The 12,767-nt window shown below is 71.7% G+C and carries 10 protein-coding genes; 2 read left to right on the forward strand and 8 right to left on the reverse strand.

The genetic code is table 11. The features are described from left to right. Positions 1-83 precede the first annotated feature (83 nt). The 3 genes from TR46_RS16230 to trpS form a co-directional block, all read right to left on the reverse strand. The gene (locus tag TR46_RS16230; protein ID WP_042401255.1) at positions 84-2,384 is read right to left on the reverse strand and encodes a bifunctional glycosyltransferase/CDP-glycerol:glycerophosphate glycerophosphotransferase; all 2,301 of its coding nucleotides are present in this window, start codon (positions 2,382-2,384) and stop codon (positions 84-86) included. A 172-nt stretch (positions 2,385-2,556) separates the two neighbouring features. Next, positions 2,557-3,114 (reverse strand): 2'-5' RNA ligase family protein, encoded by a 558-nt coding sequence (locus TR46_RS16235; protein WP_236655350.1) that lies wholly within the window; start codon positions 3,112-3,114, stop codon positions 2,557-2,559. A 108-nt stretch (positions 3,115-3,222) separates the two neighbouring features. After that, entirely contained in the window at positions 3,223-4,242 is a 1,020-nt protein-coding gene (gene trpS / locus TR46_RS16240) for a tryptophan--tRNA ligase (protein ID WP_152626520.1), read from the reverse strand. Positions 4,243-4,345: 103 nt separating this feature from the next. Here trpS and TR46_RS16245 point away from each other — a divergent pair, with 103 nt between their 5' ends. Continuing rightward, positions 4,346-5,842 (forward strand): glycosyltransferase family 2 protein, encoded by a 1,497-nt coding sequence (locus TR46_RS16245; protein ID WP_161790144.1) that lies wholly within the window; start codon positions 4,346-4,348, stop codon positions 5,840-5,842. On the opposite strand, the gene TR46_RS39490 is transcribed toward TR46_RS16245, so the two are convergent. From TR46_RS39490 to TR46_RS16270, 4 genes are all read right to left on the reverse strand, one after another. After that, complete coding sequence (locus TR46_RS39490) at positions 5,736-7,100, reverse strand: hemolysin family protein (protein ID WP_084718569.1); 1,365 nt, start codon at positions 7,098-7,100, stop codon at positions 5,736-5,738. The genes TR46_RS16245 and TR46_RS39490 overlap by 107 nt on opposite strands. 104 nt (positions 7,101-7,204) lie before the next feature. Continuing rightward, positions 7,205-8,194 carry a malate dehydrogenase gene (locus tag TR46_RS16260; RefSeq protein WP_042401013.1) on the reverse strand — a complete coding sequence of 330 codons (990 nt, stop codon included), beginning with the start codon at positions 8,192-8,194 and terminating at the stop codon, positions 7,205-7,207. Positions 8,195-8,430: 236 nt separating this feature from the next. After that, on the reverse strand, positions 8,431-8,964 hold the full coding sequence (locus TR46_RS16265) for a DUF3017 domain-containing protein (RefSeq protein WP_236655351.1): 534 nt from the start codon (positions 8,962-8,964) through the stop codon (positions 8,431-8,433). After that, on the reverse strand, positions 8,951-9,805 hold the full coding sequence (locus TR46_RS16270; protein ID WP_042401015.1) for a bifunctional methylenetetrahydrofolate dehydrogenase/methenyltetrahydrofolate cyclohydrolase: 855 nt from the start codon (positions 9,803-9,805) through the stop codon (positions 8,951-8,953). Before TR46_RS16270 ends, TR46_RS16265 begins: the two co-directional genes overlap by 14 nt. Before the next feature lie 461 nt (positions 9,806-10,266). Here TR46_RS16270 and TR46_RS16275 point away from each other — a divergent pair, with 461 nt between their 5' ends. Continuing rightward, on the forward strand, positions 10,267-11,046 hold the full coding sequence (locus tag TR46_RS16275; protein WP_042401019.1) for an RDD family protein: 780 nt from the start codon (positions 10,267-10,269) through the stop codon (positions 11,044-11,046). A 72-nt stretch (positions 11,047-11,118) separates the two neighbouring features. On the opposite strand, the gene purH is transcribed toward TR46_RS16275, so the two are convergent. Continuing rightward, complete coding sequence (gene purH, locus TR46_RS16280; protein WP_042401022.1) at positions 11,119-12,717, reverse strand: bifunctional phosphoribosylaminoimidazolecarboxamide formyltransferase/IMP cyclohydrolase; 1,599 nt, start codon at positions 12,715-12,717, stop codon at positions 11,119-11,121. Positions 12,718-12,767: the final 50 nt, after the last annotated feature.

Raw genomic sequence — 12,767 nt, forward strand, 5'->3', positions numbered from 1 at the left:
TCAGTTGCAGCCCCCTGGGGGCGCGGGGCTGTACTGATTCAAAGGCGTGCGCTGCCAACCATGCACAAGCCGCACCCGAAGGATCAGACCCGCGCTTGGGCCTCCACGGCCACTCCCGCAGAGGCATCGTCCCCCGTCAACGACGAGGGCCGCGGCGCGGGCGTCCGCTCGTCCAGGGGGATGAACGGAATGTCCCCCGGCTCCCGCAGGAACACCCTGCGGACGACCCGTTCGGCCGCCCTGCCGTCGTCGAACTGGCAGAACCGCTCCCGGAACGCGGCACGCAGCTTCGCCGACTCCTCGCCCTCCCACGCGCCCGAGCGGAATGCCTCTATCAGGCCCTCGACGTCCGTGGCGACCACCCCGGGGGTGTCGCCGGGGCGCCCGGAGACCAGGTCCATGTAGACGCCGCGCGACTCCTTGTACACCTCCCAGTCGGGGGCGTGCACCACGATCGGCCGGTCCAGGTTGGCGTAGTCGAACATCACCGACGAGTAGTCGGCGAGCAGCGCGTCCGAGGCCAGCGCCAGCTCCTCGACCGAGGGGTGCGCCGAGACGTCCCGCAGCACGCCGCGGCGGCTCTGCAGTTGGAGCCGCTTGTTGGCGCCGTAGAAGTAGTGCGCGCGCACCAGCACCACGTACTCGTCGCCGAGGCCCGCGCAGAAGGCCTCCAGGTCCAGCGGCGGTACGAAGCCCTTGCGGTAGTCCCGGTGCGTGGGCGCGTAGAGGATCGCCTTCTTCCCGGGCTCGATGCCCAGCCCGGCGCGGATCCGGGCGACGTCGGCGGCGGTGGCGTGCTGGTAGACGTCGTTGCGCGGGTAACCGCTCTCCAGGGTGGTGTAGCCGCTCGGGTAGACCCGCTCCCAGACCTGGGTGGAGTGCCGGTTGGAGCTGAGGCTGACGTCCCACATGTCGATGCTGTCCAGCATCCGGGCGAAGTTCATCGAGGCCGCGGGGTAGTCGCGCTGGTCCAGGCCCATCTTCTTCAGCGGGGTGCCGTGGTGGGTCTGGATGTAGGTCTGGTCGGGGCGCTTGACCACGTCCCCGGACCAGCTGGCGTTGGTGACCAGGAACTCGGCCCGGGCCATCAGCTCCCAGTAGCCGCGGGATCCGACCACCACGGTCGGTACGCCCTTGGGGGCGAGCTGGGCGGCCTCCTTGTTGAGCACCCAGACTCCGCGCATGCCCGGGGCGACTTCCTGGGCCTTCCGGTAGATCGCCTCGGGGTTGCAGGCGATCGAACGGTTCCAGTACGCCTGGTAGGCGACCAGCCCCTTCTCGACGGGACGGCGCAGATTCGCCAGGTAGATCGCCCGCATCGCCCGGCGCGCGGTGTTGTTGCGGCGCCGGCGCAGCTGCTTGCGCCCCTTGAGCGCGGTGGCGCCGGCCCGCTCCACGGCACGGAAGCGCAGGTAGGAACCCTGCTCCAGGGCTGCGGCGCGGAGCCCGTCGGCCTCGGCGGGCCGGGTCCACCCGGCCGGGCGCACGGCCCGGAGCGCCTCGGCGGCGGCGGTCAGGAAGGCGCGGCGCGGGGCGTCGGGGGTCTCCCGCGAGCGCCCCATGGTCGACAGCGCGGCCAGGAACATCCCGTCGTACAGCGCCGAGGCCAGCGCCTTCCGCTGCTCCTCGGTGCCGACCGCGCGGCCGTCCGGGGCGGCGAAAGACTCCAGCACCTGCCGGTAGCCCTGCACCACGCGCAGGCCGTCGCCGAGCACCGCGTCCGTCCAGCGGCCGACCGGGCGGCGGCGCAGCCGCTGGACGCAGATCGCGTCGAGGGCGCCGACGGTGCGCGCGGCCAGCAGGGTCCGCTCGGCCGACACCAGGGCCGGACCGGAGGCCGCCTGCGCGGCGTGGAAGTCCCGGCGCAGGACCCGGTTCCAGAGCAGCGGGGTGACCCGGACCACCTCCGGTGCGGCGGCGGTGGCGAACACGCCGTCCGTCTGCTGGTCGAGCTCGGCCAGCAGTTCGGCGTCCTCGCTGGCGTCGATCCGGCCCAGCCAGTCCCGGTGCTCGTGGTCGAAGAGCAGGACCTCGGGGGAGCCCAGTTCGGTCAGCCGCTCGTCCAGCGCCTCCAGGGCCCCGGGCATCAGCAGCACGTCGCGGTCGAGCAGCAGCAGGTACTCGCCCCCGGCCCGGGCGGCGCCCAGGTCGCGCTCCGCGGAGAGCTCGTCGTCCGCCGGTGCGCCGTCCGTCCGCTGCACCCTGACCAGCCTGGGGTCCCGCTGCGCGTACTCGTCGATCAGGACCGCCGCGTCGCCGCCGGATGCGCTGCCCACAACAATCAGCTCCAGGTCGGGGAAGACCTGGGTCAGTACGGAGTCGAGGACGTCACGCAGGTAGGCGGCGTCCTCGGTGTGGGGTACTACGATGCTGAAGCGGGGCATGATCATCCATCAGATCAGTGGGCGCGGACCTGGTTCCAAGTGCCGGGTAAGAGTCACTTGCAACGTTCTGTGCCCCTACCGTTCCTCGATTCCACCCCTGACGTTAATCGATCGCTGTTCTTCAAGTCTATTTGGGTTTGGTCAATCTCTTAACAAAGCGATCAGCCTGCGTTCACCTTGACACACTGCCGAAGCGGAAGCGCCGGAGCGGCCGCCAGACCCCGTCCGCGCCCCGTCGGTACAGGCTGAAGCCGGGGACGGTGAAGTCGGCCCGATAGCCCCTGAGCTCGGCGAGAGCCTTGTCCAGGGCGGACGGCTCCACCCCGTGAGCCACCGTCACATGCGGGTGGTAAGGGAAGTTCAGCTCCCTGGCCAGCACGCCGGAGCGGACCGAGGCCTCCACCTCGCGGCACTCGCGCACTCCGTCCTCGACCCGGACATATACCACCGGCGAGATCGGCCGAAAACTGCCGCTCCCGTGCAGCAGCACCCGGAACGGCCGGTGCCCGGCCGCCGCGGCGGCCAGGTGCTCCTCGATCCGCCCCAGCGCGTCCACGGCTACCTCGGTCGGCGGCAGCAGGGTGATGTGCGTCGGTATCGCCCGCGCCAGCGGATCGCCGTAGCCGGCGCGGGCGTCCTGGATCTCGGCGGCCCACGGCTCGGGGACCGCTACCGACACGCCGATCACGGTCCTCCCCGGCCCTGCGGCCGGCATGGGGCTGCTCGTCATCTCAGTGCTTCTCAGCGCTTCTCAGTTCGTCTCGGGCTTCTCGGTCCGTCTCGGTGCGTCTCGGGCTCTTCCGGGCACCCCGGGCTTTTCCGGGTGCCTCGCGGCCGCTCAGTGCTTCGCCGGGAGGAAGCCGATCCGGTCGTACACCGTCGCCAGCGTCTCCGAGGCAACCGCGCGGGCCTTCTCGGCGCCGCGGGCCAGCACCGCGTCCAGGGCGTCCGGGTCGTCCAGGTAGGCGCTGGTTCGGCGCTGGATGGGGGCGACCCACTCGCCGAACGCGTCGGCGAGCTCGGTCTTCAGCGCGCCGTACATTTTGCCCTCGAAGTGATCCACCAGTTCGGCCACGGAACGGCCGCTGATCGCGGAGTAGATGCTCAGCAGGTTGGAGACGCCCGGCTTCTCCTTCTCGTCGAAGGAGACCACGGTCCCGGTGTCGGTGACCGCGCTGCGGAACTTCTTGGCGCTCACCTTCGGGTCGTCCAGCAGGTTGACCAGGCCCTTGGCGGAGGAGGCCGACTTGCTCATCTTCGCCGTCGGGTCCTGGAGGTCGTAGACCTTGGCGGTCTCCTTGAGGATGTACGGGCTGGGCACGGTGAAGGTCGGCTCGGGGCCGTAGCGGTGGTTGAAGCGCTCCGCCAGGTCGCGGGTCAGCTCGACGTGCTGCCGCTGGTCCTCGCCCACCGGCACCTGGTTCGCCTGGTACAGCAGGATGTCGGCGACCTGCAGGATCGGGTAGGTGAAGAGCCCGACCGAGGTGCGGTCGGTGCCCTGCTTGGCGGACTTGTCCTTGAACTGGGTCATCCGGGCCGCCTCGCCGAAGCCGGCCATGCAGTTCATCACCCAGGCGAGCTGCGCGTGCTCGGGCACGTGCGACTGCACGAAGAGGGTGCAGCGCTCCGGGTCGAGCCCCGCTCCGAGCAGCTGCGCCACCGACGCCCTGGTGTTCGCCCGGAGCGCCTCCGGGTCCTGGTCCACGGTGATCGCGTGCAGGTCCACGACCATGTAGAAGGCGTCGTGGGAATCCTGCAGGGCCACCCACTGGCGCACCGCGCCGAGGTAATTGCCCAGGTGGAACGAGCCTGAGGTGGGCTGGATGCCGGAGAGGACGCGGGGGCGATGGGTGACCATGCGGCCCATTCTCTCAGCAAGCCGTACCCACTCCGTGCCGCACACCGTTGATCGGTTGACCGTCAACAGCAGCGCTGGCCGTCGCAGAAGCGGAGCCGCACCCGTGCCACCACCCGACGTGAGCATCATCACCCCGGTCCACAACACCGGTGGCTACCTGAGGCGCTGGTTCGACTCCCTGCTGGCGCAGTCCATCGGCGTCGGAAGGATCGAGGTCGTCGCGGTGGACGACGGCTCCGGCGACGACAGCGCCCGGCAGCTGGACCGGCTCGCGGCCGAGCACCCCGGCCTGCTCACCGTGGTCCGGCTCCCCGAGCGCGGCGGCCCGGCCCGGGCCCGCAACCGCGCGCTGGAGCTGGCCACCGGGCGCTACCTCTACTTCGTCGACTCCGACGACTACCTCGGACCCGAGGCGCTGGAACGCAGCGTCGGCTTCGCCGACGAGCACGGCTCCGACGTGGTGCTGGCCCGGATGGTCGGCGAGAGCGGACGCAAGGTCGCCCAGTGGCTCTACCAGGAGACAGTGGTGGACGAGCCGTTCCCCGGGCCGCTGCTGCCCTGGTCGCTCAATGTGACCAAGCTCTACCGGCACGAGCTGGTGCGGCGCTACCGGCTGCGCTTCCCGGAGGAGCTGCCGGTCTTCAGCGACCAGCCCTTCGCCCTGGAGGCCTACGCGCGGGCCGGACGCATCTCGGTCTACTCCGACTACCCCTGCTACCACCTGACCCGCCGTGACGACGGGAGCAACATCACCCTCACCGCCGACCCGGAGGACCGGCTGCGCGCCATCGAGGCCATCATGGCCACCGCCGTCGCCTTCACCGAACCGGGCCGGGGACGGGCCGAGTGCTTCCGGCGGCACCTCCAGTGGGAGCTGCTGCCGCTGGTCGGCCGCCCGGTGCTGGCGCTGGACCCGGCGGTGCGGCGGCGGCTGCTGCGCGGCGCCGAGCGGCTGCTGGCACGGCACGCCGGGGACTGGACCGGCGAAGGCCTGGTCGGCAGTCAGCTGCTGCGGGCCCGGCTGCTGCAGGACGGGCTGCCGGACGACTACCTGGAGCTGCTGCGGTACGAGGCGGAGCACGGCACCACACCCCCGCCGGCCCGGGTGACCGGCGTCGGCTGGCAGCGCACGGACGGGCCGGCGCTGACGCTGTCGGCGGTGGGCCGCGGATCGCTGCAGGCCCGCCTGGAGCAACTGTCCGGGGCGCGGCGCCCCGAGCCGCCGCAGGACCCCCGGTCGGCCGGCGGCGCGCTGCTGGAACACACCGTCAGCCTGCCGCTGGCCGAACTGCTCCCGCGCCGCGGGCCCGTGGCGGGCAGCTGGTCGGTGCGCCTGGACGCCGCGTACGAGGGGCCGCCGGTCCGCCTGCCCGTCCCCGCGCCGAGCGCGCCGCTGCCGTCGCAGCGGGTGTGGCGCCGCGGGCTGCCCTACCTGGCCAGCGCCGGGGCCGGACCGGACGGCGCACTGGCGCTGGTGCTGGCGCGGGAGCGGGTCAGTCTCCGGCGGGCTGCCCACTGGCCGCTGCGCCGGGCCCGGACCCGGCTGGGGGCGCTGCTGCCGGCCCAGCGGAGGGGCTCGGAGCCGTCCGGCTCACCGTGACCCGGTCCACCCTGCGGCCGTCCAGCGCCGCGACGGCCAGCCGGTAGCCCGCGCCGACCTCCACCTGCTCGCCGGGTTCGGGCAGGTGCCCCAGCACGGACACCACGAAGCCGGCCACCGTCTCGTACGGCCCCTCCGGCAGCTCGACGCCGGTCTCCTCGGTGAAGTCGGCGAGGTTGAGCAGCCCGTCCACCTCGATGCTGCCGCCGGCGAGCCTGCGGGTGGTGCTGACCTCCTGGGAGTCGTACTCGTCCCTGATCTCCCCGATGACCTCCTCGACCAGGTCCTCCAGCGAGACGATCCCGGCGGTGCCGCCGTACTCGTCCACCACGATCGCCAGGTGGTGCCCCTCGTCGCGCATCTCCGACATCGACGGCAGCACCCTCTTGGTCGCGGGCAGCAGCTTCACCGGACGGGCCAGGTCGCGCACCGTCTGCGCGCCGCCGGCCTCCTGGTAGAGGTCGCGGACGTGCACGAAGCCCACCACCGCGTCGTAGGAGCCGTCCACCACCGGGTAGCGGGAGTGCGGATAGCGGTTGATCTCCTGCCGCACCTCCTCCAGCCGGCGGGCGGCGTCCAGGAAGGTCACCTCGGTGCGCGGCACCATCACCTCGCGCAGCTGCCGTTCCCCGGCGGCGAAGACGTCGCCGATCAGCCGCCGCTCGTCGCTGCTCAGCTCGGTGTTGGAGGCGACCAGGCCGCGGAGCTCCTCCGAGCTCATGGCGTTGCGTCCGGCACCGGGGTCGCCGCCCAGCAGTCGCACCATCAGATTGGTGGAGCGCGACAGCAGCCAGATCACCGGGCGCAGCACCACCGAGATGAAGTCCACCAGCGGCGCCGCGAGCAGGGCGATGGACTCCGCCCGCTGCAGCCCTATCCGCTTGGGCGTCAGCTCGCCCAGCACCAGCGACACATAGGAGATCAGCAGGGTCAGCCCCACCAGCGAGACGGCGTCGGCGACGCCCTTGCTCAGCCCCATTCCGGTGAAGAGCGGCGCCACCTTGACGGCCAGGGTGTCGGCGCCGAACGCCGCCGACAGAAACCCCATGCAGGTCACCCCGACCTGCACCGCGGCCAGGAACCGGTTCGGATCCCCGGCCAGGTGCGCCGCGCGGACGCCCCGCTTGGTGCCGCGCTCGGCCAGCGCCTGGATCTGGCCCTCCCGGAGGGAGATCAGCGAGATCTCGGCGACATTGAAGATTCCACCGATGACGATGAAGACCAGGACGAGCCCGGCGTCCTGCAGGGTTGTGCTCACGCCGTGCAGTTTATGGCCCTGCAAAGCGCGGTTCCCCGCGCCCCTTTTCAGGGCGCGGGGAACCGCTGGATCAACAGCGTGCGCAACATCGACCCCGCAGCGGGTCAGATCAGGCCGAGCCCGGCCACCGCGTCCCGCTCCTCGATCAGCTCGGCGACGGACGCGTCGATCCGCGCGCGCGAGAAGTCGTTGATGTCCAGCCCCTGGACGATCTCGAACCTGCCGTTCTTCGCGGTGACCGGGAAGGACGAGATGATCCCCTCCGGCACGCCGTAGGAACCGTCGGAGACGACGCCCGCGGAGGTCCAGTCACCCTCCGCGGTGCCGTTGGTCCAGGTGAAGACGTGGTCGATCGCCGCGTTGGCCGCGGACGCCGCGGACGAGGCGCCCCGCGCGTCGATGATGGCCGCGCCCCGCTTGGCCACGGTCGGGATGAAGGTGTCCGACAGCCAGGCGTCGTCGGAGACGGCCTTGGCGGCGTTCTCACCGTTGACCTCGGCGTGGAAGACGTCGGGGTACTGGGTCGCGGAGTGGTTGCCCCAGATCGTCAGCTTCTTGATCTCGGAGACCGGGACGCCGAGCTTCTTGGCCAGCTGCGCGACCGCGCGGTTGTGGTCCAGGCGGGTCATCGCGGTGAAGCGGTCCGCCGGTACGTCGGGGGCGTTCCGCTGGGCGATCAGCGCGTTGGTGTTGGCCGGGTTGCCGACGACCAGCACCCGGATGTCGTCCGCGGCGTGGTCGTTGACGGCCTTGCCCTGCGGGCCGAAGATCCCGCCGTTGGCGGAGAGCAGGTCGCCCCGCTCCATGCCGGCTGTGCGCGGGCGGGCGCCCACGAGCAGGCCGACGTTGGCGCCCTCGAAGCCCTTGTTCGGGTCGTCGAAGATGTCGATGCCGGCGAGCAGCGGGAAGGCGCAGTCGTCGAGCTCCATCGCGGTGCCCTCGGCGGCCTTGACGCCCTGCGGGATCTCCAGCAGGCGCAGCTTCACCGGCACGTCGGGGCCGAGGAGGTGGCCGGAGGCGATGCGGAAGAGCAGCGCGTAGCCGATCTGTCCGGCCGCGCCGGTGACGGTGACGTTGACGGGAGTGCGGGTCATGAGTGACGTCTCCTGCTGGTGCCGATGCCTTGGGTGGTCAGGGCTTCTTTCGAGTCTTCGGAGCACCTGATCGATCTCTTGACTTCAAGAGACCGCTGACAGGCTATCCCAGGAGAGCCGCTCCTGGTGACGCCCCGGCGGACCTCCCGGGGCGTCCTTCGTCACGTTTGCCACACGCCTATACCGATTCAGCATAAGTCCAGCTCAAACCGGCATTTCAAGCCCGCGCCCGGACGTCAGCCCTGGGCGCGGCCGAAGAACCGGGCGATGTCGTTGACGAACGGCAGTGTGATCACCGGATTGGGTTCCGAGGCCAGCGCCAGCACCACGATGGCCACCCCGAGCACCCCCATCACCAGCACGTCGGTGAACCGGCTGCGCACCGCCAGCATCCCCACCTCGGGGAGCGCGATCCGCAGCGCGCAGCCCAGCAGCAGCCCCGCGCCGATGGTGATCACGCCGGGGCGGAAGGCGTTGAGCGCGGTCACCGCGAGCCCCACCGCGACCAGGGTGAGCACCACGACTATCGGCCACTGCCGGACCGGGACCGGATGGCTGCGGTCGGCCGCGGCGGCGGAACCCTCGGGCGGGAAGGTCCCGCCGGTGGGGTCGGCGCGGCGCCGGGAGACCGGCGAGACCGCCGCTGCCGCCACCGCCACCACCTCTGCGGCCTGCTCGGCCGCCGTCTCCGTCGGCCCGGCGCCGTGCTGCAGCCCGGCGCCGTGCTTGGGCCCCGCGGGGCGCTCCGGCCCGGACTCAGCCCGCGGCACGCTCGGCCGCCTCGACCACGTTGCTGAGCAGCATCGCCCGGGTCATCGGCCCGACCCCGCCCGGATTGGGCGAGAGCCAGCCGGCCACCTCGGCCACGCCGGGGTGCACGTCGCCCAGCAGCTTGCCGTCCTCGTCGCGGCTGACGCCGACGTCCAGCACGGCCGCGCCGGGGCGCACGTCCTCGGGCTTGATCAGGTGGGTCACCCCGGCGGCGGCGACGACGATGTCGGCCTCGCGCAGGTGCGCGGACAGGTCGCGGGTGCCGGTGTGGGTGAGGGTGACGGTCGCGTTCTCGCTGCGACGGGTCAGCAGCAGCCCGATCGAGCGGCCCACCGTGACGCCGCGCCCGACCACGACCACATGCGCGCCCCTGGTCGCCACCCCGTGCCGGTGCAGCAGCTCGACGATGCCGTTCGGGGTGCAGGGCAGCGGCGCGTCGATGCCCAGGACCAGCCGGCCCAGGCTCATCGGGTGCAGGCCGTCGGCATCCTTGGCCGGGTCCATCAGCTCCAGCACCCGCTTCTCGTCCAGCCCCTTGGGCAGCGGCAGCTGGACGATGTAGCCGGTGCAGGCCGGGTCGGCGTTGAGTTCGCGGACGACCTCCTCGACATCGCTCTGGGTGGCGTCGGCGGGCAGCTCGCGCTGGATGCTGGCGATGCCCACCTGGGCGCAGTCCCGGTGCTTGCCGCGGACGTAGGAGTGGCTTCCGGGGTCGTCGCCGACCAGGACGGTGCCGAGGCCGGGCTGGACACCCCTGGCCTTCAGGGCTTCGATCCGTACGGCGAGCTCGGACTTGATCGCGGCGGCGGTGGCCTTGCCATCGAGAATCTGGGCGGTCATGGCCCCATTCTCGCGGATCGCGGCGGCAGCTCGTTACCCAGCCGGTTCATGGTCCGTACCCGGCGGAGCACGGGGATCCGGTTGCAGATCCGCCACAAGTGTGTGGAGGCGCGTGAAGTGGCTGGACAGCGCGGCACCGGACCGGAACGATGGGCTCGGCAATGTGGTCCGCCCTGATGTCCTGTCACCGCTGACAGCGGCATCGGGAGGCGGTCGGAACTCGGGGGAGACAGTGCGCGGTCAGCAAGAGTCGCCAGTGACGTCCCATCAGTGGACCCAGGCGACTTGTACCAGTCGGCGAGGCCCTGCCCCGGCATTCGCACACATCACACATCGCACTGTCATACCCATCCGATAATCTCGCCGCGTTCTCACCCGTACGGCCCGTGCCTGCGGTGTCCCGGAGCGTGCACCCATACGCGTTGAAGAGATTCAGCACCCTTCCTGCCCGGAGGCAATCCGTGTCCTATCCTCCCGATCCCAACAACCCCTACGGCCAGCCGCAGCAGCCCCCGCAGCAGCCGGGCTACGGCTACCCGCAGCAGGCGCCGCAGGGCGTCCCGCCGCAGCAGCCCGGCTACGGCTACCCGCAGGGCCAGCCCCAGCAGCCTCCGCAGCAGCCCCAGTACGGCTACCCGCAGCAGCCCCCGGTCCCGCCGCAGCCGGAGTACGGCTACCAGCAGCAGCCGCAGCCCGGATACGACCCCAACGCCTACGGCTACCAGCCGCAGCCGGTTCCGGGCGTGGCCCAGGGCGCCTCGGGCTATGTGACCATCCCCACCGGGACCTTCCAGATCGCGTCCTACGGCGCGCGCTTCGGTGCGCGACTCCTGGACATGGTCTTCGTCTTCGTGATCTACCTGGTGGTCTACTTCGCGGTGATCGCCGCAGTGGTCAGCTCCTCCAACGGCGGCGGCCTCAGCGGGGCCGGCTTCGGCGCCATCATCCTGGTCGAGCTGTTCTTCTACGTGATGCTGCTGGCCTGGGACGTCGCCTTCGTGTCCTGGAAGGGCGCGACCCCCGGCAAGATGATCCTCGGCCTGCTGATCGTGGACGAGCGCACCGGCGTCAAGCCCAGCTTCGGCGGCGCGCTGGCCCGCTGGGGCTTCCCGCTCGGCCTCGGCCTGTTCACCTGCGGCATCGGCGCGCTGCTGGTCTACATCTCGCCGTTCTTCGACAACACCGGCAAGCTCCGCGGCTGGCACGACCGGGCCGCGAACACCCTGGTCATCAAGCCCTGACCAGGACGGACCGAGGCCCGCTGCTCCCCCGTTCGGGGCGGGAGCAGCGGGCCTCCGCGTTGTGCGGGCGACTCAGTGGAAGAAGTGCCGGGTCCCGGTCAGGTACATCGTCACCCCGGCGGCCTTGGCCGCCTCGATCACCTGGTCGTCGCGGATCGATCCGCCCGGCTGGACCACGGCCTTGACGCCCGCGGCGAGCAGGATCTCCAGGCCGTCCGGGAACGGGAAGAACGCGTCCGACGCGGCGTAGGAGCCGGCCGCCCGCTCGCCGGCCCGCTCGACCGCGAGCCTGGCCGAGTCCACCCGGTTGACCTGGCCCATGCCGACGCCCACCGAGGCGCCGCCCGAAGCCAGCAGGATCGCATTGGACTTGACGGCCCGGCAGGCGCGCCAGGCGAAGGACAGCTCGGCCAGCTCCTCCGGTGAGAGCGCGTCGCCGGTGGCCAGGGTCCAGGTCGACGGGTCGTCACCGGCCGCGTCGATCCGGTCGGCCTGCTGCAGCAGCACCCCGCCGGTGACCGCGCGCGTCTCGATCGGCGCCGCGGCGGGGGTCCCGCGGAGCACCCGGATGTTCTTCTTCTGCGCCAGCACCTCGACGGCGCCGTCCGCGTAGGAGGGGGCGAAGACGACCTCGGTGAAGATCGGCGCGATCTGCTCCGCCAGCTCCACGGTGACCTCGCGGTTCACCGCGATGACGCCGCCGTAGGCAGAGACGGGGTCGCAGGCGTGGGCCTTGCGGTGCGCCTCGGCGACGTCCGCGCCGACCGCGATGCCGCAGGGGTTGGCGTGCTTGATGATCGCGACGCAGGGCCGGTCCTGGTCGTAGGCGGCGCGGACGGCGGCGTCGGTGTCGGCGTAGTTGTTGTACGACATCTCCTTGCCGTGCAACTGCTCCGCCGCGGCGAGGCCGGTTCCGCTGCCGTCCACGTAGAGCGCGGCGGCCTGGTGCGGGTTCTCGCCGTAGCGCAGCACGTTCTCGCGCTCCCAGGTGGCGCCGAGGAAGGCCGGGAACGCCTCGTCGTCGGAGGGGGCGTAGTCGCTCGCGAACCAGGAGGCTACTGCCACGTCGTAGGCGGCGGTGTGGGCGAAGGCCTCACCGGCCAGCCGCTTGCGGGTGGCCAGGTCGAAGCCGCCGGCCGTGGCGGCGGCGAGGACGTCGGCGTAGCGGGTCGGGGAGGTGACCACGGCGACCGAGGGGTGGTTCTTGGCGGCGGCGCGGACCATGCTGGGGCCGCCGATGTCGATCTGCTCCACGCACTCGTCCGGACTGGCGCCGGAGGCGACGGTGGCCTTGAACGGGTAGAGGTTGACCACCACCAGGTCGAACGGGGCGACGCCCAGCTCGGCCAGCTGCTCCCGGTGCGAGGGCAGCCGCAGGTCGGCCAGGATCCCGGCGTGCACCCGCGGGTGCAGGGTCTTGACCCGGCCGTCCAGGCACTCGGGGAAGCCGGTCAGCTCCTCGACCGGGGTGACCGGGACGCCGGCCGCGGCGATCCGGGCCGCGGTGGAGCCGGTGGACACCAGCTCGACACCGGCGGCGTGCAGGCCCTGCGCCAGCTCCTCCAGCCCGGTCTTGTCGTAGACGCTGACGAGGGCGCGGCGGAGCGGCCGCACGTCTTCGGAGATGGGAGCCGCTGCGGTGGGCGCGGGCGGGGTGCTGCCGGAGCTCATTGCTGGTCCTTCGCTTCGGTGAGTGCGCTTCGGTGAGTCGCTTCGGTGAG

The organism is Streptacidiphilus carbonis (assembly GCF_000787775.1).
Lineage (GTDB): Bacteria > Actinomycetota > Actinomycetes > Streptomycetales > Streptomycetaceae > Streptacidiphilus > Streptacidiphilus carbonis.